16 protein-coding genes are annotated in these 21,316 nt (G+C 57.6%); 10 read left to right on the forward strand and 6 right to left on the reverse strand.

What is annotated here, in order from left to right; translation table 11 throughout:
* Positions 1-193 precede the first annotated feature (193 nt).
* The 4 genes from metB (at position 194) to katG (ending at position 7,231) form a co-directional block, all read left to right on the forward strand.
* On the forward strand, positions 194-1,354 hold the full coding sequence (gene metB / locus ACVCAM_RS17345; protein WP_021242813.1) for a cystathionine gamma-synthase: 1,161 nt from the start codon (positions 194-196) through the stop codon (positions 1,352-1,354).
* Between the two features lie 2 nt (positions 1,355-1,356).
* Positions 1,357-3,789, forward strand: coding sequence for a bifunctional aspartate kinase/homoserine dehydrogenase II (locus ACVCAM_RS17350; RefSeq protein WP_021242814.1), 2,433 nt, complete (start codon positions 1,357-1,359; stop codon positions 3,787-3,789).
* A gap of 226 nt (positions 3,790-4,015) precedes the next feature.
* A complete protein-coding gene (metF, locus tag ACVCAM_RS17355; RefSeq protein ID WP_008501796.1) occupies positions 4,016-4,903 on the forward strand; it encodes a methylenetetrahydrofolate reductase in 888 nt (295 codons plus the stop codon).
* Positions 4,904-5,050: 147 nt separating this feature from the next.
* A complete protein-coding gene (gene katG / locus ACVCAM_RS17360; RefSeq protein WP_008501795.1) occupies positions 5,051-7,231 on the forward strand; it encodes a catalase/peroxidase HPI in 2,181 nt (726 codons plus the stop codon).
* Positions 7,232-7,322: 91 nt separating this feature from the next.
* Here katG and gldA read toward each other — a convergent pair whose 3' ends face one another.
* The 5 genes from gldA to argE form a co-directional block, all read right to left on the reverse strand.
* Positions 7,323-8,426, reverse strand: a complete 1,104-nt coding sequence (gene gldA / locus ACVCAM_RS17365) for a bifunctional L-1,2-propanediol dehydrogenase/glycerol dehydrogenase (RefSeq protein WP_407223749.1) — start codon at positions 8,424-8,426, stop codon at positions 7,323-7,325.
* 12 nt (positions 8,427-8,438) lie between these two features.
* Complete coding sequence (gene fsa, locus ACVCAM_RS17370; protein ID WP_021242818.1) at positions 8,439-9,101, reverse strand: fructose-6-phosphate aldolase; 663 nt, start codon at positions 9,099-9,101, stop codon at positions 8,439-8,441.
* A gap of 128 nt (positions 9,102-9,229) precedes the next feature.
* Entirely contained in the window at positions 9,230-9,994 is a 765-nt protein-coding gene (locus ACVCAM_RS17375; RefSeq protein WP_025912296.1) for a helix-turn-helix transcriptional regulator, read from the reverse strand.
* Between the two features lie 94 nt (positions 9,995-10,088).
* A complete protein-coding gene (gene ppc / locus ACVCAM_RS17380) occupies positions 10,089-12,740 on the reverse strand; it encodes a phosphoenolpyruvate carboxylase (protein ID WP_023345106.1) in 2,652 nt (883 codons plus the stop codon).
* Between the two features lie 246 nt (positions 12,741-12,986).
* Positions 12,987-14,138 (reverse strand): acetylornithine deacetylase, encoded by a 1,152-nt coding sequence (gene argE, locus ACVCAM_RS17385; RefSeq protein WP_008501790.1) that lies wholly within the window; start codon positions 14,136-14,138, stop codon positions 12,987-12,989.
* An 88-nt stretch (positions 14,139-14,226) separates the two neighbouring features.
* Here argE and argC point away from each other — a divergent pair, with 88 nt between their 5' ends.
* From argC to oxyR, 4 genes are all read left to right on the forward strand, one after another.
* Positions 14,227-15,231: an N-acetyl-gamma-glutamyl-phosphate reductase gene (argC, locus tag ACVCAM_RS17390; protein ID WP_025912295.1), complete on the forward strand. Its 1,005-nt coding sequence runs from the start codon at positions 14,227-14,229 to the stop codon at positions 15,229-15,231.
* A gap of 6 nt (positions 15,232-15,237) precedes the next feature.
* Positions 15,238-16,014: an acetylglutamate kinase gene (gene argB / locus ACVCAM_RS17395; protein WP_088728450.1), complete on the forward strand. Its 777-nt coding sequence runs from the start codon at positions 15,238-15,240 to the stop codon at positions 16,012-16,014.
* A gap of 105 nt (positions 16,015-16,119) precedes the next feature.
* Entirely contained in the window at positions 16,120-17,493 is a 1,374-nt protein-coding gene (argH, locus tag ACVCAM_RS17400; protein ID WP_025912294.1) for an argininosuccinate lyase, read from the forward strand.
* Positions 17,494-17,789: 296 nt separating this feature from the next.
* On the forward strand, positions 17,790-18,707 hold the full coding sequence (oxyR, locus tag ACVCAM_RS17405) for a DNA-binding transcriptional regulator OxyR (protein ID WP_008501786.1): 918 nt from the start codon (positions 17,790-17,792) through the stop codon (positions 18,705-18,707).
* On the opposite strand, the gene sthA is transcribed toward oxyR, so the two are convergent.
* Positions 18,690-20,090, reverse strand: coding sequence for a Si-specific NAD(P)(+) transhydrogenase (gene sthA / locus ACVCAM_RS17410; protein WP_008501785.1), 1,401 nt, complete (start codon positions 20,088-20,090; stop codon positions 18,690-18,692). The two genes, oxyR and sthA, sit on opposite strands and share 18 nt — an antisense overlap.
* A 196-nt stretch (positions 20,091-20,286) precedes the next feature.
* On the opposite strand from sthA, the gene fabR reads away from it, so the two are divergent.
* Both fabR and ACVCAM_RS17420 read left to right on the forward strand, forming a co-directional pair.
* Complete coding sequence (gene fabR, locus ACVCAM_RS17415; protein WP_008501784.1) at positions 20,287-20,925, forward strand: HTH-type transcriptional repressor FabR; 639 nt, start codon at positions 20,287-20,289, stop codon at positions 20,923-20,925.
* Positions 20,926-20,934: 9 nt separating this feature from the next.
* Complete coding sequence (locus ACVCAM_RS17420) at positions 20,935-21,294, forward strand: YijD family membrane protein (protein ID WP_008501783.1); 360 nt, start codon at positions 20,935-20,937, stop codon at positions 21,292-21,294.
* Positions 21,295-21,316 lie beyond the last annotated feature (22 nt).

A 21,316-nucleotide genomic window follows, 5' to 3' on the forward strand; every position in this document is an offset into this window, starting at 1 on the left:
TACCGTAGAGACGATACCGTGGCACGGATATTGCCGCTGCAGCGTGCACTAAAGCATATAATTTTAACGGCTATTTGCGCATTGCTCAATCTATACGCAAAGAAGTTTAGATGTCCAGATGTATTGACGTCCATACTTTCAATGTTTACTCTGGTGCCTGACTTTTCACCTCATTCGCCAGGAAGCCCTCACCATGACGCGTAAACAGGCCACTATCGCAGTGCGTAGCGGATTAAATGATGACGAGCAGTACGGCTGCGTTGTCCCGCCCATTCATCTTTCCAGTACCTACAATTTCACCGGATTTAATGAACCCCGTGCGCATGACTACTCGCGTCGTGGCAACCCTACGCGTGATGTAACCCAGCGCGCGCTGGCCGAGCTGGAAGGGGGCGCAGGCGCTGTATTAACCAACACGGGGATGTCCGCCATTCACCTGGTGACCACGGTGTTCCTTAAACCCGGCGACCTGCTGGTTGCGCCGCACGATTGCTACGGCGGTAGCTATCGCCTGTTTGATAGCCTGGCAAAACGCGGCTGCTATCGCGTGCTGTTTGTCGATCAAAACGATGAACAGGCGCTGAAACAGGCGCTGGCAGAGAAACCGAAGCTGGTTCTGGTAGAAAGCCCAAGCAATCCATTGTTGCGCGTTGTCGATATTGCGAAAATTTGTCAGCTCGCAAGGGATGCGGGAGCGATAAGTGTAGTGGATAATACGTTCCTCAGTCCGGCCCTTCAGAACCCACTCGCACTGGGTGCCGATCTGGTATTGCATTCATGCACTAAATATCTGAACGGCCATTCTGACGTGGTGGCAGGCGTGGTGATTGCCAAAGATCCGGATGTTGTCACCGAACTGGCATGGTGGGCCAATAACATTGGCGTCACCGCAGGCGCCTTCGACAGCTACCTGCTGTTGCGCGGCATCCGCACGCTGTCGCCGCGCATGGACGTGGCGCAGCGCAATGCTCAGGCGATTGTCGACTTCCTGAAAACCCAGCCGCTGGTGAAGAAGCTGTACCACCCGTCGCTGCCGGAAAATCAGGGGCACGAGATTGCCGCGCGCCAGCAGAAAGGGTTTGGCGCGATGTTAAGTTTTGAACTGGACGGTGACGAGCAAACGCTGCGTCGCTTCCTGAGCGGGCTGTCATTGTTTACGCTGGCGGAATCCTTAGGTGGGGTTGAAAGCTTGATCTCCCACGCCGCGACCATGACGCACGCAGGTATGGCACCCGAAGCACGTGCCGCCGCCGGGATTTCTGAGACGCTGCTGCGGATCTCAACCGGTATCGAAGATTCTGAAGATTTAATTGCCGATCTGGAAAATGGCTTCCGGGTCGCAGCCAAGGGGTAATCATGAGTGTGATAGCGCAGGCAGGGGCGAAGGGTCGTCAGCTGCACAAGTTTGGTGGTAGTAGTCTTGCTGATGTGAAATGTTACCTGCGTGTCGCAGGGATCATGACGGAATATTCACAGCCGGGTGACATGATGGTTGTCTCGGCGGCGGGCAGCACCACCAACCAGTTGATTAGCTGGCTGAAACTGAGCCAGACCGATCGCCTTTCTGCGCATCAGGTGCAACAGTCATTACGTCGCTATCAGAGCGAATTGATTGCCGGCCTGCTGCCTGCGGACGTGGCGGACGGGCTGATCGGCGCCTTCACGCACGATCTTGAGCGTCTGGCTGCCCTGCTGGACAGCGGCATTACCGATGCGGTGTATGCCGAAGTGGTGGGCCACGGTGAAGTATGGTCCGCGCGCCTGATGGCTGCGGTTCTGCAACACCTGGGCGTGGACGCCGCCTGGCTCGACGCGCGTGATTTCCTGCGTGCCGAACGCGCCGCGCAGCCGCAGGTGGATGAAGGGTTATCCTACCCGCTGCTGCAGCAGCTGCTGGTGCAGCACCCGGGCAAACGCATTGTGGTTACCGGCTTTATCAGCCGCAGCAACGCGGGTGAAACCGTGCTGCTGGGCCGTAACGGCTCCGACTACTCGGCGACGCAAATCGGTGCTCTGGCGGGCGTGTCCCGCGTCACCATCTGGAGCGACGTGGCCGGTGTTTATAGCGCGGACCCGCGCAAAGTAAAAGATGCCTGCCTGCTGCCGCTGCTGCGCCTGGATGAAGCCAGCGAGCTGGCGCGTCTGGCGGCACCGGTGCTGCACGCCCGTACGCTGCAGCCGGTTTCCGGTAGCGATATTGACCTGCAGCTGCGCTGCAGCTACACCCCGGATCAAGGCTCCACGCGCATTGAGCGCGTGCTGGCCTCTGGTACCGGGGCGCGTATTGTTACGAGCCACGACGACATCTGCCTGATTGAGTTCCAGGTTCCTGCGGGCCAGGACTTCAGGCTGGCACATAAAGAGATCGACACGATCCTGAAACGCGCCCAGGTGCGTCCGCTGGCCGTGGGTGTTCATAATGACCGCCAGCTGCTGCAGTTCTGCTATACCGCAGAAGTGGCGGACAGCGCGCTGAAAATTCTGGATGAAGCGGGCCTGCCGGGCGAGCTTCGCCTGCGTCAGGGGCTGGCGCTGGTGGCGATGGTGGGCGCGGGCGTCACCCGTAACCCGCTGCACTGCCACCGCTTCTGGCAGCAGCTGAAAGGCCAACCGGTGGAGTTCACCTGGCAGTCGGAAGAGGGCATCAGCCTGGTTGCCGTTCTGCGCAAAGGGCCAACCGAAAGCCTGATTCAGGGTCTGCATACCTCTCTGTTTCGCGCGGAAAAACGCATCGGCCTGGTGCTGTTTGGTAAAGGCAACATCGGTTCCCGCTGGCTGGAGCTGTTCGCCCGCGAACAGGTCACGCTCTCGGCGCGTACCGGGTTTGAATTTATTCTCGCAGGCGTGGTGGACAGTCGCCGCAGCCTGCTGAACTACGAAGGGCTGGATGCCAGCCGCGCGCTTGCCTTCTTTAATGATGAAGCCGTCGAGCAGGATGAAGAGTCGCTGTTCCTGTGGATGCGTGCGCACCCGTATGACGATCTGGTGGTGCTGGACGTGACCGCCAGCGAACAGCTTGCCGATCAGTATCTTGATTTCGCCAGCCACGGTTTCCACGTCATCAGTGCGAACAAACTGGCGGGGGCAAGCAGCACCGATAAATACCGCCAGATCCACGACGCGTTTGAAAAAACCGGCCGTCACTGGCTGTATAACGCCACCGTGGGCGCGGGCCTGCCGGTAAACCACACCGTGCGCGACCTGATTGAAAGCGGTGACAGCATTCTGGCGCTGAGCGGTATCTTCTCCGGTACGCTCTCCTGGCTGTTCCTGCAGTTTGACGGCACCGTGCCGTTCACTGACCTGGTGGATCAGGCGTGGCAGCAGGGCTTAACGGAACCCGATCCGCGCGTTGACCTCTCCGGTAAAGACGTGATGCGCAAGCTGGTGATCCTGGCGCGTGAAGCAGGTTATGACATCGAGCCGGATTCCGTCCGCGTCGAGTCGCTGGTGCCTGCCGGCTGTGAGGAAGGCTCGGTGGATCATTTCTTTGAGAATGGTGAAGAGCTTAACGAGCAGATGGTGCAGCGTCTGGAAGCGGCGAACGAGATGGGTCTGGTGCTGCGTTACGTGGCACGTTTTGAGGCCAACGGAAAAGCGCGCGTCGGTGTCGAGGCGGTGCGTCCTGAACATCCGCTGGCGGCGCTGTTGCCGTGCGATAACGTCTTCGCCATCGAAAGCCGCTGGTACCGCGATAACCCGCTGGTGATCCGCGGCCCGGGCGCCGGGCGCGACGTCACCGCCGGGGCGATCCAGTCCGACATTAACCGTCTGGCTAAGCTGCTGTAAAAACTCAATTTCCCTCTCCCTGTGGGAGAGGGTTAGGGTGAGGGCATCGGACCGCGCTCACCCCCATCATGAATTTCCCTCATCTTCCCTGAGCAAACCTCACCGTTATTGTTGATTATTTCTATTGACGTCCCTCCGCTTTTCCGTCATTTTTACATCTGGACGTCTAAACGTATAGAAGTTCACAACACAACAGACAATGACACGCGATTGATAGGGGTAGGGTATGAGCTTTTTTCACGCCAACCAGCGGGAAGCACTGAACCAGAGCCTGGCCGAAGTAAACGGTCAGATTAACGTCTCTTTTGAATTTTTCCCGCCGCGCACCAGTGAAATGGAGCAAACCCTGTGGAGCTCTATCGATCGTCTCAGCAGCCTGAAACCAAAGTTTGTCTCCGTGACCTACGGTGCGAACTCTGGCGAGCGTGACCGTACGCACAGCATCATTAAAGGCATCAAAGATCGTACCGGTCTGGAAGCGGCGCCGCACCTCACCTGTATCGACGCTACCCGCGACGAGCTGCGTGCCATCGCCCAGGACTACTGGAATAACGGCATCCGTCATATTGTCGCACTGCGCGGCGACCTCCCGCCCGGCAGCGGCAAGCCAGAGATGTATGCGGCCGACCTGGTTGGGCTGCTGAAAGAGGTGGCAGATTTCGATATCTCCGTGGCTGCTTACCCTGAGGTTCACCCGGAAGCGAAAAGCGCCCAGGCGGATCTGCTTAACCTCAAGCGTAAAGTGGAGGCTGGTGCCAACCGCGCCATTACCCAGTTCTTCTTTGATGTCGAAAGCTACCTGCGCTTCCGTGACCGCTGCGTCTCCGCGGGCATCGACGTTGAAATTATCCCGGGCATTCTGCCGGTCTCTAACTTCAAACAGGCGAAGAAATTCGCCGATATGACCAACGTGCGCATTCCGCTGTGGATGTCCAAAATGTACGAAGGTCTGGATGATGACCCGGAAACCCGCAAGCTGGTGGGGGCCAATATCGCCATGGACATGGTGAAAATCTTAAGCCGTGAAGGGGTGAAAGACTTCCACTTTTACACGCTAAACCGCGCGGAGATGAGCTATGCCATCTGCCATACTCTGGGCGTTCGCCCCGCGTAAAACACCAAAAGCCCTCTTAAATAGAGGGCTTTTTAACAGGGTAAAAAGTTAAAAGGTATCAGCTATCGAATCTGTGGATTAATTCAACTATAACTTATTGCTAGTGGTGTATATCGTAACGGTAACACTGTAAAAGGGAGCATAGCGATGAGCACGTCAGACGAGACCAATAAAGCGGCATCAGTCGGCAAATGCCCGTTCCATCAGGGCGGCGTCGATCACAGCGCGGGCGCAGGTACAGGCAGCCGCGACTGGTGGCCAAAACAACTCCGCATCGATCTTCTTAACCAACATTCCAATCGTTCGAACCCGCTGGGTGAAGACTTCGACTACCGCAAAGAATTCAGCAAGCTTGATTACTCTGCCCTTAAAGGCGACCTCAAAGCACTTTTAACCGACTCTCAACCGTGGTGGCCTGCCGACTGGGGCAGCTATGCGGGCCTGTTTATCCGTATGGCGTGGCACGGTGCGGGTACCTATCGCTCCGTGGACGGGCGCGGTGGGGCAGGACGCGGTCAACAGCGCTTTGCGCCACTGAACTCCTGGCCGGATAACGTAAGCCTGGATAAAGCGCGCCGTCTGCTGTGGCCTATCAAGAAAAAATACGGACAAAAAATCTCCTGGGCCGACCTGTTTATCCTCGCGGGTAACGTGGCGCTGGAGAACTCCGGCTTCCGTACCTTTGGTTTTGGTGCCGGGCGTGAAGACGTCTGGGAACCGGATCTTGACGTGAACTGGGGTGATGAAAAAGCCTGGCTGACCCACCGTGACCCGGAAGCGCTGGCTAAGCGTCCTCTGGCAGCCACCGAAATGGGCCTGATCTACGTGAACCCGGAAGGGCCGAACGCCAGCGGTGAACCGCTGTCAGCGGCGGCAGCGATTCGCGCAACCTTCGGCAACATGGGCATGAACGATGAAGAGACCGTCGCGCTGATTGCAGGCGGCCACACCCTCGGCAAGACTCACGGCGCGGGTGAAGCCACCCACGTGGGTACCGACCCGGAAGCCTCACCGATTGAAGCACAGGGCCTGGGCTGGGCCAGCACGCACGGCACGGGGGTTGGCGCTGATGCCATTACCTCCGGTCTGGAAGTCATCTGGTCACAAACCCCGACCCAGTGGAGCAACTACTTCTTCGAGAACCTGTTCAAATACGAATGGGTACAGACCCGCAGTCCGGCAGGGGCGATTCAGTTTGAAGCCGTGGATGCGCCGGAAATCATGCCCGATCCGTTCGACCCGTCGAAAAAACGCAAGCCTACCATGCTGGTCACCGACCTGACGCTGCGCTTCGACCCGGAATTCGAAAAGATTTCCCGCCGCTTCCTGAACGATCCGCAGGCCTTCAACGAAGCCTTCGCGCGTGCCTGGTTCAAGCTGACCCACCGTGATATGGGGCCAAAATCGCGTTACCTTGGCCCGGAAGTGCCGAAAGAAGATCTGATTTGGCAGGACCCGCTGCCGCAGGCGGTGTTCAATCCGACGAAAGAAGACATTGAAAGCCTGAAGGCGGAAATCGCTGCTTCTGGTCTCTCCGTGAGCGAACTGGTTTCTGTTGCCTGGGCGTCAGCCTCGACCTTCCGCGGTGGCGATAAGCGTGGCGGTGCCAACGGCGCGCGTCTGGCGCTGGCGCCTCAGCGCGACTGGGACGTGAACGCTGCGGCGGTTCGCGCGCTGCCAGCCCTGGAAGCTATCCAGCGCACCACCAACAAAGCCTCCCTGGCCGATATCATCGTGCTGGCGGGCGCGGTAGGCGTTGAGCAGGCCGCAAAAGCGGCGGGCGTGTATGTCACCGTACCGTTCACGCCGGGCCGCGTTGATGCGCGTCAGGATCAGACGGATATCGAGATGTTTAACCTGCTCGAACCGATTGCCGATGGTTTCCGCAACTACCGTGCGCAGGTGGATGTGTCCACCACGGAGTCTCTGCTGATTGATAAAGCCCAACAGCTGACGCTGACTGCGCCAGAACTGACGGTGCTGATCGGCGGCCTGCGCGTACTGGGTGCCAACTTTGATGGCAGCAAGAACGGCGTGTTCACCAACCGTGAAGGCGTGCTGAGCACTGATTTCTTCGTGAATCTGCTGGATATGAACACGCAGTGGAAGGCGACCGATGAGTCCAATGAGCTGTTTGCCGGAAGCGATCGCACCAGCGGTGAAGTGAAATATACCGCCACCCGCGCCGATCTGGTCTTCGGCTCTAACGCCGTCCTGCGCGCGCTGGCCGAGGTTTACGCCAGCGATGATGCGCATGAGAAGTTTGTCCGCGACTTCGTTGCCGCCTGGGCGAAGGTCATGGATCTGGATCGGTTTGACGTGAAGTAGCCAGTGTGCCGGGTGGCGGCTACGCCTTACCCGGCCTACAAATTAAAGTGCCATGTAGGCCGGGTAAGCGCAGCGCCACCCGGCTTTTTTATTACTCCCACTCCTGCAGGAATCGCTGTCCATACTGGTCTGCCACCAGCAGCGCCGCATACACCTGATCCGGCATGACGCCCCCCGGCATGTTGTGGATCGTTTCTCCTTCCGCACATGAGGCTTCGGCAATCAGACGCATTTTGGCTGGAATATCCTCTTTGATGTTCAGCTGTGCCAGGGTGATCGGCAGCCCTACGCTATGGCAAAGCGCCGCGACGGTCTCAATTTCTTCTACCGGCGCGTTTTCCAGCACCAGCTGCGTCAGCGTACCAAACGCCACTTTCTCCCCATGATAGAAGTGATGCGCGTCCGGCACCGCCGTCATGCCGTTATGAATAGCGTGTGCAGCCGCCAGCCCGCCACTTTCAAAGCCGACGCCGCTGAGATAGGTGTTGGCTTCGATAATGCGTTCCAGCGCAGGCGTCACCACATGCTGTTCCGCCGCCAGCATCGCTTTTTCACCCTCTTCAACCAGCGTGTTGTAGCACAGCTCGGCGAGCGCTAATGCCGCCTGTGTGCATTTACCCCCGGCCATAGTGGTCGCGCCGCTGCGCGAGCAGGCGCGTGCTTCAAACCAGGTCGCCAGCGCGTCGCCAATCCCGGCGGCCAGCAGACGTGCAGGCGCACCTGCAACCACTTTCGTATCCACAATGACCATGTTCGGGTTGTGCGGCAGCATCAGGTAGCGATCGAACTCGCCGCTGTCGGTGTAAATAACGGAAAGGGCGCTGCACGGCGCGTCGGTGGACGCGATAGTCGGCGCAATGGCGACCGGCACGTCCATAAAGTGAGCCAGCGCTTTCGCGGTATCCAGCGTTTTACCGCCACCAATACCCAGCACCGCCAGGCAGTCGGCGCTGTCGGCCAGCTTTTTCAGGCGATCGATTTCATTTTGCGAACATTCGCCGCCAAACGGCGCAATTTCGGCATGCAGTTCGGCTTTTTTAAAACTCTGGCGCAGGGTCTCTTCGGCAAAACCCAGCACAAACTTATCGCCGACGACCAGCCAGCGGTTTGCCAGGGGTTTCAGATAGTCGCCGAGACGGGTCAGTACATCCGCGCCCTGGATATATTTCCCCGGCGATTGAATGATACGGTCCATAACAGTTCTCCCTTAGAGGTTGAGGTTACCAAACGCGTTTTTCCAGTCCTGCTCGAACTTCTCTATGGCTGACTCTACCGCCGGCGTACCGAGCATGTGTTGCGCTACGTCTAAGGGAAGCGTGATTGCTTCACATCCTGCCAACAGGCAGTCGAGCGCCTGACGCGGCGTTTTGAAGCTGGCGGCCAGCACTTTACTGTCCGGCGCGTGCAGCTCCAGCAGGGACTGCAGTTCCTGAACCATGCGAATGCCGTCACCGCCCTGCGCGTCGACGCGGTTGACGTACGGCGCGACATATTTCGCCCCTGCGAGTGCGGCGAGCAAGCCCTGCGCCGCGCTGTAAACGGCGGTGCCCAGCGTGGTTATCCCCTCTTTTTTCAATGCCTTAATTGCGATAAGTCCCTGAGCCGTCACCGGGATTTTCACCACAATGCCCGGAATGGCGTTACTCAGACGTTTGGCTTCTGCCACCATGCCTTCGGCATCGCGGCTCATGGTTTGAGCAAACAGCGTGCCTTCCGGCCCGATGGCTTGTTGCAGGCGCGGCAGCACGTCCCAGATGGATTCACGGCTGGCGGCAATGATGCTCGGGTTGGTGGTGACGCCCGCAATGGGAAAAATGCGCGCCAGGCGTTCAACTTCCGCCACGTTGGCGGTATCCAGGTACAGTTCCATTATTTTTCCTTAAGTCAGAAAGGTTGAATAAAGGATACGGCGCACCCAGGCGCGGCGAATACAGGTCAATTTTGCCAAATACTGGACAAATGTAATGTCCTTGGCGAAGTGAGAGAGCGATCACAATGCTACTTTTTGGCGATCAGCTGGCTGTGGTACTGGCGTCGATATTCGGAAGGGGAACGTTCGGTGTGCTTGCGAAAGAGACGGCAAAAGTAGTTGCTGTCCGTAAATCCACAGCGTGTGGCGATATCTTTAATTTTGAGATCGTAGCCTTTCAGCAGCTGACGTGCATGTTCCAGGCGCGTTTTTGTTAAATATTCATTGAATCCGACGCTGCCGACTTTCTGGAATAGATGGGAAAGGTAGTTTGGTGAGATGTAGAACGCCTGTGCCACGGATTCGCGAGTTAACAAAGAGGCATAATTTTCTTCGATATAGCTCCGAACGGCTTCGAACAGTGCCCGGCTGCGGCTGTCGGTGTGAATTTCGCTTCCAAGCAGATCCCGGCAGTGGCTGAGCAGGCTTAAAACCACCAGCCTTGCTGTGTCCTGCTCTTCTGGCTGCATCTGTAATTCGGTGAGCGTTTGCAGAAGAAAAGCCCCCGTTCGCGGACCACGTCGGGCAACCTGGAGTTGTTGTAAGAGCACATTGTCATGCTGTAACTCGATTGTAAGCTGCTGCTTACCGAAATGTATGCTCAGGGCGTGAGGCGCAGGATGCGTAATTTGTCCAAAAAAAGAAAAAATCGCCTCGCAGGGTGTGTCAAGGGTAATGCCGAGGCAGGGAGAGGTTCGGGTATGCTGTTCAGCCAGCGCTGAGAAATGAATCTGACCCAGCGGTAACGTGCGGTTCACCAGGTCTGTCAAAATCTGGGTGATATCGGAATGCATAAGGAGACTACCGAAATTTGCCGGGTGGCGCTAACGCTTACCCGGCCTACTTATCGTAGGCCCGTGCAAGCGCAGCGCCGCCGGGCGTAAAGCATTAGCCGGTGTTACGCATACCCGCCGCAACGCCCGCAATCGTCACCATCAGCGCCTGTTCAACGCGTGGATCCGGCTCTTTCCCTTCTTCTTCTGCCAGACGCGAACGGTGCAGCAGCTCTGCCTGCAGGACGTTCAGCGGGTCGGTGTAGATGTTACGCAGCTGGATAGACTCGGCAATCCACGGCAGGTCCGCCATCAGGTGTGAGTCGTTAGCGATGTCCAGCACCACTTTGATGTCGCCTTCCAGCAGTTCGCGCAGCTCTTTGCCCAGCGCCCACAGCTCGGGCTTCACCAGGCGCTGATCGTAGTATTCCGCCAGCCACAGGTCGGCTTTCGAGAAGACCATCTCCAGCATTCCCAGACGGGTAGAGAAGAACGGCCAGTCGCGGCACATTGTTTCCAGCTCGCTCTGTTTACCGTCTTCCACCACTTTTTGCAGTGCGGCACCGGCACCCAGCCAGGCGGGCAGCATTAAGCGGTTCTGCGTCCAGGCAAAGATCCACGGGATTGCACGCAGGGATTCAACGCCGCCGGTCGGACGACGCTTGGCAGGACGCGAGCCCAGCGGCAGTTTACCCAGCTCCTGCTCAGGCGTGGCTGAACGGAAGTAAGGGACGAAATCTTTGTTTTCACGCACGTAGCCGCGGTACAGATCGCAGGAGATGTCTGACAACTCGTCCATGATGCGGCACCAGGATTCTTTTGGCTCCGGCGGTGGCAGCAGGTTGGCTTCGAGGATCGCGCTGGTATAAAGCGACAGGCTGCTGATGGTCACTTCCGGCAGGCCGTACTTGAAGCGGATCATCTCGCCCTGCTCGGTCACGCGCAGGCCGCCTTTCAGGCTTCCCGGTGGCTGTGACAGCAGTGCCGCGTGTGCTGGCGCGCCGCCACGGCCAATTGAGCCACCGCGTCCGTGGAACAGGGTCAGCTCTATACCGGCTTTTTCGCAGGTTTTGATCAGTGCATCCTGCGCCTGATACTGCGCCCAGGATGCCGCCATCACGCCCGCATCTTTTGCGGAGTCGGAATAGCCGATCATCACCATCTGTTTGCCCTGAATAAAGCCGCGATACCAGTCGATGTTCAGCAGCTGGCTCATCACGTCGTTGGCGTTGTTCAGGTCATCGAGGGTCTCAAACAGCGGGGCGACAGGCAGGGCGTAGTCGATGCCCGCTTCTTTCAGCAGAAGATGAACGCCTAGCACGTCGGACGGGGTTTTCGCCATGGAGATCACATAGGCGGCCACCGATCCTTTCGGTGCGTCCACGATCGCTTTACAGGTGTTGAGCACTTCGCGGGTATCGTTGCTTGGCTCCCAGTTGCGCGGCAGCAGCGGGCGCTTGGAGTTCAGCTCGCGGATCAGGAACGCCTGTTTGTCGGCTTCGGACCAGCTTTCATAGTCGCCGATGCCGAGGTAGCGGGTCAGCTCGCCCAGCGCTTCGGTATGACGGGTACTTTCCTGACGAACGTCGATACGTACCAGCGGCACGCCGAAACACTTCACGCGACGCAGGGTGTCGAGCAGTTCGCCGTTGGCGATAATGCCCATCCCGCACGCCTGGAGTGATTTATAACAGGCGTACAGCGGCTCCCAGAGCTGTTCGTTCTGGCTCAGCAGGCCTTCTGGTTTTGGCAGACGCTGGCCTTTCAGGCGCGCTTCCAGCCAGGCCTGAGTGGCCATCAGCTGACCACGCAGTTTTTTCATCAGGAAACGGTACGGCTCGCTGGCGCCTTCTTCACCGGCCAGCGCGCGCAGTTCCGGCGTCGCTTCTACCATCGACAGCTCGGAGATCAGTACCTGAATGTCTTTCAGGAACAGATCGGTCGCTTTCCAGCGGCTCAGCAGCAGGACGTGACGGGTGATTTCTGCGGTGACGTTCGGGTTGCCGTCGCGGTCGCCGCCCATCCAGGAGGTAAAGCGGACCGGCACAAAGTCGACCGGCAGACGGTAGCCCAGGTTCGCTTCCAGCTGTTCGTTCAGCTCGCGCAGGTAGTTCGGTACCCCTTCCCACAGGCTGTTTTCCACCACCGCAAAGCCCCATTTAGCTTCGTCGACCGGGCTTGGGCGATGCTTACGAATTTCATCGGTGTGCCAGGACTGAGCAATCAGCTGGCGCAGGCGGCGCATCAGCTGGTTGCGTTCATAGTCGGCAATGTCTTTGTTATCCAGCTGCTTCAGGCAGTTATTCACTTCCACCATTTTGTGGATCAGGGTGCGACGGGTGATCTCGGTTGGGTGAGCGGTCAGTACCAGCTCCAGCGAAAGTGACTCCACCGCTTTTTTGATGGTGGCTTCGTTGAGGTCTGGCTGGTCTTTCAGTTTACGAAGGGTGCGGGCAATGACTTCCGGGTTGCTGGCCGCTTCGCCGTTTGGCGAAATGCTGTGGTATTGCTCAGCGGTATTTGCCAGGTTCAGGAACTGGCTGAATGCGCGTGCAACGGGCAGCAGCTCATCGTTCGAGAGGTTCTGCAAGGTGGTGAGCAGCTCCTGACGACTGGCCTCGTTACCGGCACGGGAAGATTTAGACAGCTTGCGGATGGTTTCAACGCGGTCGAGGATGTTCTCCCCCAACGCATCTTTGATGGTATCTCCAAGCACTTTGCCGAGCATACTGACATTACTACGCAACGCGGAATATTGTTCGTTCATAAAAACCCAGTCACCCCATCATTTTTGTTTATGCCCAGGCGAAAATCTTCTGGACATTATTTTGTCATCTCCCTTTATAAAGCCACGTAAAACCCCCGTCGTCAATTGCTGCGAAAACGGTTCAGCAAACGAATAAATGTGGGCAATTTACGAAATTTAATTCGCATTGCGTCAGATAAGAGATGCTTATGGAAATGTGACGGAGATCGCGGGATTTTCCCCTCTCTTCCGAGAGGGGAAAGGTCATTAATGCCAGCAGAAATGATGTACAACCTGGGTAATCAGTTCGCGGGTGGGCTTGATAAAGCGGGTTTCAAGATATTCATCCGGCTGGTGCGCCTGGTTGATGGAGCCAGGGCCAAGAACCAGCGTCGGGCACAGCGTCTGAATAAACGGCGCTTCGGTGCAGTAATTCACCACGTCAGTTTTTTCACCGAGCAGCTTTTCCACCACTTCGACCAGCTGATGGTCCGGCGGGCATTCATAACCCGGGATCGGCGGGTGCAGTTCCGAGACCGTCAGGCGGCCCGGCCAGCGCTCACTCACCGGGGCCAGCGCTTCGTTCAGTAAACCATCCAGATCGCTCAGGGTCATGCCCGGCAGCGGTCGGATGTCCATGTGCAGCTCGCAGCATGCGCAGATACGGTTCGAGGCATCACCGCCGTGCAGGCTGCCGAGATTGAGCGTTGGATACGGCACGGTGAACGCCTCATAGTGGTAACGCTCTTTCAGATCGTCGCGCAGGGTCATGATGCGGCCGATGGCGTCATGCATCAGCTCAATGGCGTTGACGCCCCGCGCCGGATCGCTGGAGTGGCCGGACTGGCCGAGCACGCGCACGGCGGTAGAGATATGGCCTTTATGTGCGCGAATCGGTTGCAGAGACGTCGGCTCGCCGATGATCGCGCAATCCGGACGAATCGACGTGTTTTCTGAGAAGTAGCGCGCGCCCGCCATGCTGGTCTCTTCATCAGCGGTCGCCAGAATGTAGAGCGGTTTTTTCAGCTTCGTCACGTCCACGTCACGCAGCGCGTCGAGGATAAAGGCGAAGAAGCCTTTCATGTCTGCGGTGCCCAGACCGTAGAGCTTGTTGTCGTGCTCGGTCAGGGTGAACGGATCGCGCGTCCAGCGGCCATCGTCAAACGGCACGGTGTCGGTGTGACCGGCTAGCAGCAGGCCGCCCGCACCGGTTCCGGTACTGGCGAGCAGGTTAAATTTGTGGCGAGTGCCGGGGACGGGCTGAACCTCAACGTTAAACCCAAGATCGCTAAACCAACCCGCCAGCAGATTGATTAAAGACTCATTGCTCTGATCCAGCGCTTCTTCCGTTGCGCTGATGGACGGTGTGGCAATCAGGGCGCGGTAGATCTCGATAAATGGCGGTAAGTTCATTTTCATTGTTGACACACCTTAGGTCGTGATAGTATCAATATTCATGCAATAAATATGAATAAAAATACATTAACGTTGAGCATAAAGGAACCCGATGTTGAATACGCTGATTGTAGGCGCTAGCGGTTATGCGGGCGCAGAGCTTGTAAGCTACGTGAATCGCCATCCACATATGACCATAACCGCTTTGACCGTGTCAGCGCAAAGCAATGATGCAGGAAAGTTAATTTCCGATTTGCATCCGCAGCTTAAGGGCCTGGTCGATCTGCCTTTGCAGCCCATGTCTGACATCAGCGAGTTTACCGACGGCGTCGACGTGGTGTTTTTAGCCACCGCGCACGAGGTCAGCCACGACCTGGCGCCGCAGTTCCTGGCGGCTGGCTGCGTGGTCTTCGACCTCTCCGGCGCGTTCCGCGTTAACGACGGCGCGTTCTACGAAAAATATTACGGTTTCACCCATCAGCATCCGGATCTGCTTGAAAAAGCGGTGTACGGCCTGGCGGAGTGGAGCGCAGATAAACTGAAAGAAGCGGACCTGATTGCCGTTCCGGGCTGCTACCCGACGGCGGCGCAGCTTTCCCTGAAGCCGCTGATCGACGCGGGCCTGCTGGATCTGAACCAGTGGCCGGTGATCAACGCCACCAGCGGCGTGAGCGGTGCAGGACGCAAGGCGGCGATCTCCAACAGCTTCTGCGAAGTGAGCCTTCAGCCGTATGGCGTGTTTAATCATCGCCATCATCCTGAAATCACCACCCATCTGGGCGCTGACGTGATTTTCACGCCGCATCTGGGCAGCTTCCCGCGTGGGATCCTCGAAACCATTACCTGCCGCCTGAAGCCTGGCGTGACCAAAGAGCAGGTGAATGAGGTCTTCACGCAGGCGTATGCGGACAAACCGCTGGTGCGCCTGTACGACAAAGGCGTGCCGGCGCTGAAAAATGTGGTCGGCCTGCCGTTCTGCGATATCGGCTTTGCCGTGCAGGGTGAGCATCTCATCGTGGTGGCCGCAGAAGATAACTTACTGAAAGGCGCTGCCGCTCAGGCAATACAGTGTGCAAATATTCGTTTCGGTTTCCCGGAAACGCAGGCTCTTATTTAAGGTGTGATGATGAACCCATTAATTATCAAACTCGGTGGTGTACTGCTGGACAGCGAAGAAGCGCTGGAGCGTCTGTTTACCGCGCTGGTGAACTATCGCGAATCACACCAACGTCCGCTGGTGATTGTGCACGGCGGCGGCTGCGTGGTGGATGAACTGATGAAAGGGCTCAACCTGCCGGTGATCAAGAAAAACGGCCTGCGCGTGACGCCTGCGGATCAGATTGACATTATCACCGGTGCGCTGGCGGGTACAGCGAACAAAACCCTGCTGTCCTGGGCGAAGAAACACCGCATTGCTTCCGTTGGCCTCTACCTGGGCGATGGCGACAGCGTAAAAGTGACCCAGCTCGACGAAGCGCTCGGCCACGTTGGACTGGCGCAGCCGGGTTCGCCTAAGCTGATTAACACGTTGCTGGAAGGCGGTTTCCTGCCGGTGGTGAGCTCTATCGGCGTGACCGAAGAGGGCGAGCTGATGAACGTTAACGCTGACCAGGCGGCAACCGCGCTGGCGGCAACGCTGGGCGCGGACCTGATCCTGCTTTCCGACGTGAGCGGCATTCTGGACGGTAAAGGCCAGCGCATTGCGGAAATGACTGCGGCAAAAGCCGAGCAGCTGATTGCGCAGGGCATCATTACCGACGGCATGATCGTCAAAGTGAACGCCGCGCTGGATGCGGCGCGCACGCTGGGCCGCCCGGTTGATATCGCCTCCTGGCGTCACGCGGAGCAGCTTCCGGCGCTGTTTAACGGCACGCCGATTGGCACGCGTATTCTGGCTTAAGATTCTGTGCCGGATGGCGCTTCGCTTATCCGGTCTACGTGAATTGTGTTGGCCCGGTAAGCGCAGCGCCACCGGGCAAAAATATCATCATTAAGGAAATTCGTTATGGCACTTTGGGGTGGGCGTTTTACACAGGCAGCGGATCAGCGGTTCAAACAGTTCAACGACTCTTTGCGCTTCGACTACCGCCTGGCCGAACAGGATATTGTCGGCTCTGTGGCCTGGTCCAAAGCGCTGGTGACCGTTGGCGTACTGACCGCAGACGAACAGCAGCAGCTGGAAGAGGCGCTGAACAATCTGCTGGAAGAAGTGCGTCTGGATCCGCAGCAAATTCTGCAGAGCGATGCCGAAGACATTCACAGCTGGGTGGAAGGCAAGCTGATCGACAAGGTCGGCCAGTTGGGTAAAAAGCTGCACACCGGCCGTAGCCGTAACGACCAGGTCGCCACCGACCTGAAGCTGTGGTGTAAAGATACCGTCGCGGAGCTGCTGGCGGCTAACCGTCAGCTGCAGACCGCGCTGGTGGAGACCGCACAGAACAATCAGGACGCGGTGATGCCGGGTTATACCCACCTGCAGCGCGCGCAGCCGGTGACTTTTGCGCACTGGTGTCTGGCCTACGTTGAGATGCTGGCGCGTGACGAAAGCCGTCTGCAGGATACCCTGAAGCGTCTGGACGTCAGCCCGCTGGGCAGCGGCGCGCTGGCGGGTACCGCTTACGAAATCGACCGTGAACAGCTGGCAGGCTGGCTGGGCTTTGCCTCCGCCACCCGTAACAGCCTGGACAGCGTCTCTGACCGTGACCACGTGCTGGAGCTGCTGTCGAATGCGTCTATCGGGATGGTGCATCTGTCGCGCTTTGCCGAAGATCTGATTTTCTTTAACTCCGGTGAAGCGGGCTTCGTTGAGCTGTCCGACCGCGTGACGTCAGGCTCATCCCTGATGCCGCAGAAGAAAAACCCGGACGCGCTGGAGCTGATCCGCGGGAAATGTGGCCGCGTGCAGGGCGCGCTGACCGGCATGATGATGACCCTGAAAGGGCTGCCGCTGGCGTACAACAAAGATATGCAGGAAGACAAAGAAGGGCTGTTCGACGCGCTCGACACCTGGCTCGACTGTCTGCATATGGGCGCGCTGGTGCTGGACGGCATTCAGGTGAAGCGTCCGCGCTGTCAGGAAGCGGCGCAGCAGGGCTATGCGAACTCTACCGAGCTGGCGGATTATCTGGTGGCGAAGGGCGTACCGTTCCGTGAAGCGCACCATATTGTCGGTGAAGCGGTAGTTGAAGCCATTCGTCAGGGTAAACCGCTGGAAGATCTGGCGCTGGCCGATCTGCAAAAATTCAGCGCGGCCATCGGGGATGATGTGTATCCGATTCTGGCGCTGCAGTCCTGCCTGGATAAGCGTGCGGCGAAAGGCGGCGTGTCGCCTAAGCAGGTGGCGCAGGCCATTGCGGAGGCGAAAAACCGCCTGATTTGATGCCTGAAACGTCGGGTGGCGGCTTCGCCTTACCCGACCTACAAAACCCCAGCCCAACCCTGAGTTGGGCTTTTTTACGCAAAAAAAAAGCGGACCACGGGGTCCGCAAAAGTTCACGTTGGCTTTAGTTGTTCGAGTTTTGAGAGAAACTCGCTGACGGTGGCGGGGACGTCAAGGGTCAAACACGTGCCGCCTCGTCTATGTGGTGTATTATTCAACAGAATGCTTGATAGGGATAATCGTTCGTTGCTATGCTATCTATCGCCATGAACTATCGTGGCGACGGAGGATGAATAATGAATATTCGTGATCTTGAATACCTGGTAGCGTTAGCCGAGCATCGTCACTTTCGCCGCGCGGCAGATTCCTGCCACGTCAGCCAGCCCACGCTGAGCGGCCAGATCCGCAAGCTTGAAGACGAGCTGGGCGTGATGCTGCTGGAGCGCACCAGTCGTAAGGTTCTGTTCACACAGGCAGGTCTTCTGCTGGTGGATCAGGCGCGCACCGTGCTGCGCGAGGTCAAAGTGCTCAAGGAAATGGCAAGCCAGCAGGGGGAGGCCATGTCCGGCCCGCTGCATATTGGCCTGATCCCAACCGTTGGCCCGTACCTGTTACCGCACATCATTCCGATGCTGCACCAGACGTTCCCGAAACTCGAAATGTACCTGCATGAAGCGCAGACGCATCAGCTGCTGGCGCAGCTGGACAGCGGCAAGCTCGACTGCGCCATTCTGGCACTGGTAAAAGAGAGTGAAGCCTTTATTGAAGTGCCGCTGTTCGATGAGCCGATGATGCTGGCGATCTATGAAGATCACCCGTGGGCGAACCGCGATCGCGTGCCGATGGCCGATCTGGCGGGTGAAAAGCTGCTGATGCTGGAAGATGGCCACTGCCTGCGCGACCAGGCGATGGGCTTCTGTTTCGAAGCGGGTGCTGATGAAGATACCCACTTCCGCGCAACCAGCCTGGAAACCCTGCGAAATATGGTCGCGGCGGGAAGCGGTATTACGCTGCTGCCTGCGCTGGCGGTGCCGCACGAGCGTAAACGTGATGGCGTGGTCTACTTGCCGTGCATTAAGCCAGAGCCGCGTCGTACAATTGGCCTGGTTTATCGCCCGGGTTCACCGCTGCGCAGCCGCTATGAGCAGCTGGCAGAGGCCATCCGCGGTGCGATGGATGGCCATTTTGACAGCGCGTTAAAACAGGCGGTTTAAGCCGTTCAGCGCGGCTACCCGATAGGCTTCCGCCATGGTCGGGTAGTTAAAGGTGGTGTTGACGAAGTACTCAATGGTGTTACCACCACCTTTCTGCTCCATGATCGCCTGGCCGATATGAATGATTTCCGCGGCGCGTTCACCAAAGCAGTGAATCCCAAGGATCTCTTTCGTCTCGCGATGGAAAAGAATTTTCAGCGTACCCACGCTCATCCCCACGATTTGCGCCCGCGCCAGATGTTTAAACTGCGCACGACCCACCTCGTAAGGCACCTTCATTGACGTCAGCTGCTGCTCGGTTTTGCCGACTGAGCTGATTTCCGGGATGGTGTAGATACCCGTCGGGATATCTTCGATCAGATGCGCCGTCGCTTCGCCTTTCACCAGCGCCTGAGCCGCAATGCGTCCCTGGTCGTAAGCGGCGGAGGCCAGGCTTGGGTAGCCAATCACGTCGCCGACCGCGTAAACGTGCGGCAGGGCGGTCTGATACATGCTGTTGACCTTCAGCTGACCGCGGCTGTCGGTCTCAAGCCCGATATTTTCCAGCTGCAGGGAATCGGTGTTGCCGGTACGGCCGTTTGCGTACAGCAGGCAGTCCGCTTTCAGCTTCTTGCCGGACTTCAGGTGCATGATCACCCCGTCGTCACAGCCTTCGATCTTCTCGTATTCTTCGTTGTGACGAATCACGACGCCGCTGTTCCAGAAGTGGTAGGAGAGGGAGTCCGACATCTCCTGATCGAGGAAGGCCAGCAGGCGGTCGCGAGTATTGATCAGGTCAACTTTGACGTCCATTCCGCGGAAGATCGACGCATATTCGCAACCAATGACCCCTGCGCCATAGATAATGACGTGGCGGGGTTCATGGTGCAGGCTCAGAATCGAGTCGCTGTCGTAGACGCGCGGGTGCGAGAAGTCCACGTCGGCCGGATGGTACGGGCGTGAACCGCAGGCAATCACAAATTTTTCAGCGGTGATGGTTTCAACCGATCCGTCGTGGCATTCGAGTGCCAGGGTGTGTTCATCCACAAAATGCGCGTTGCCCTGCAAAATTTCACAGTGGTTACGCTCATAAAACCCCTGACGCATGCGCGTCTGCTGGTTAATGACGGTATCCGCGTGATTCAGGATGTCGGCAAAAGAGGAACGAAGAAGTCGGGAGTGGTCGCTGTAAAGAGGATTCTGGTTAAATTCGATAATGCGGCTAACGGCGTGGCGGAGGGCTTTCGAAGGGATGGTGCCCCAGTGGGTGCAACCGCCGCCGACATTATGGTAGCGCTCAATGACCGCTACTCTGGCTCCCTGTTTCACCAGACCCATAGCAGCGCCTTCGCCGCCGGGGCCGGAACCAATAACTATTGCGTCGTAATCGTAGGAATGTGGCATGGTAAGGCTTACCTGTTCTTATACATAAAAGCAACAGAATCATAACATCATTGCCAGAGTAACCCAATTATCGTTGTGCTTTTTTCCGGCAGTGGAGCACAAACCGCACGTAAACAATCATTCACAAAGCCAGGTAAACAGATTAATTTTATTCTCTGGTATAGTGCCATCAGGCCTTTGGAAGGATTCAACTATCGTGATGGGCGTAAGAGCACAACAAAAAGAGAAAACCCGGCGTTCGCTGGTGGAAGCCGCATTCAGTCAACTGAGTGCTGAGCGAAGTTTTGCCAGTTTGAGCCTGCGCGAGGTTGCACGCGAGGCCGGGATTGCGCCAACGTCCTTCTATCGTCACTTCCGTGATGTGGATGAACTGGGCCTGACCATGGTCGACGAGAGCGGTTTGATGCTGCGCCAGCTGATGCGCCAGGCGCGTCAGCGTATCGCCAAAGGTGGCAGCGTGATCCGTACCTCCGTGTCGACCTTTATGGAATTTATCGGCAATAACCCCAACGCGTTTCGTCTGCTTCTGCGCGAGCGTTCGGGCACATCGGCGGCGTTTCGTGCCGCCGTCGCGCGCGAAATTCAGCACTTCATCGCGGAACTTGCCGACTATCTTGAACTCGAAAACCATATGCCGCGTGCGTTTACCGAAGCACAGGCCGAGGCGATGGTGACGATTGTGTTCAGCGCGGGTGCCGAAGCGCTGGACGTCAGCATTGAACAACGCAAGCAGCTTGAAGAGCGGCTGGTATTGCAGCTCAGGATGATCTCCAAAGGCGCGTACTACTGGTATCGCCGTGAACAAGAGAAACTGGCACATCAAACCGAAGAGTGAAGGTGAGTAATGAAACAGTCAGGTCAGGATAAAGGGACGCTGTTGCTGGCATTGATCGCTGGCTTATCCATCAATGGTACGTTCGCCGCTATTTTTAGCTCCATCGTGCCGTTTTCGATTTTCCCGCTGATTGCGCTGGTGCTGACGGTGTACTGCCTGCATCAACGCTACCTGAACCGCACCATGCCGGTGGGGTTACCGGGGCTGGCCGCCGCCTGCTTTATTCTGGGCGTATTGCTTTACAGCACGGTGGTGCGCGCGGAGTATCCGGATATCGGCTCTAACTTCTTCCCTGCGGTACTGTCTGTTGCGCTGGTGTTCTGGATTGGCTCGCGCATGCGTAGCCGTAAGAGCCAGTTACCGGAGTAGATAAGGGTTTTGTAGGCCGGAT

This window comes from Enterobacter sp. CFEC122 (genome assembly GCF_052983755.1).

Excerpts from the sequence above, each read along its gene's own strand:
- ACVCAM_RS17420 (WP_008501783.1), top strand. The coding sequence starts at position 20,935 with ATGAAACAGTCAGGTCAGGATAAAGGGACGCTGTTGCTGGCATTGATC.
- sthA (WP_008501785.1), bottom strand. The coding sequence starts at position 20,090 with ATGCCACATTCCTACGATTACGACGCAATAGTTATTGGTTCCGGCCCC.
- argC (WP_025912295.1), top strand. The coding sequence starts at position 14,227 with ATGTTGAATACGCTGATTGTAGGCGCTAGCGGTTATGCGGGCGCAGAG.
- ACVCAM_RS17375 (WP_025912296.1), bottom strand. The coding sequence starts at position 9,994 with ATGCATTCCGATATCACCCAGATTTTGACAGACCTGGTGAACCGCACG.
- argH (WP_025912294.1), top strand. The coding sequence starts at position 16,120 with ATGGCACTTTGGGGTGGGCGTTTTACACAGGCAGCGGATCAGCGGTTC.
- metF (WP_008501796.1), top strand. The coding sequence starts at position 4,016 with ATGAGCTTTTTTCACGCCAACCAGCGGGAAGCACTGAACCAGAGCCTG.
- ppc (WP_023345106.1), bottom strand. The coding sequence starts at position 12,740 with ATGAACGAACAATATTCCGCGTTGCGTAGTAATGTCAGTATGCTCGGC.
- katG (WP_008501795.1), top strand. The coding sequence starts at position 5,051 with ATGAGCACGTCAGACGAGACCAATAAAGCGGCATCAGTCGGCAAATGC.
- gldA (WP_407223749.1), bottom strand. The coding sequence starts at position 8,426 with ATGGACCGTATCATTCAATCGCCGGGGAAATATATCCAGGGCGCGGAT.
- oxyR (WP_008501786.1), top strand. The coding sequence starts at position 17,790 with ATGAATATTCGTGATCTTGAATACCTGGTAGCGTTAGCCGAGCATCGT.
- argE (WP_008501790.1), bottom strand. The coding sequence starts at position 14,138 with ATGAAAATGAACTTACCGCCATTTATCGAGATCTACCGCGCCCTGATT.
- fsa (WP_021242818.1), bottom strand. The coding sequence starts at position 9,101 with ATGGAACTGTACCTGGATACCGCCAACGTGGCGGAAGTTGAACGCCTG.
- argB (WP_088728450.1), top strand. The coding sequence starts at position 15,238 with ATGATGAACCCATTAATTATCAAACTCGGTGGTGTACTGCTGGACAGC.
- ACVCAM_RS17350 (WP_021242814.1), top strand. The coding sequence starts at position 1,357 with ATGAGTGTGATAGCGCAGGCAGGGGCGAAGGGTCGTCAGCTGCACAAG.
- metB (WP_021242813.1), top strand. The coding sequence starts at position 194 with ATGACGCGTAAACAGGCCACTATCGCAGTGCGTAGCGGATTAAATGAT.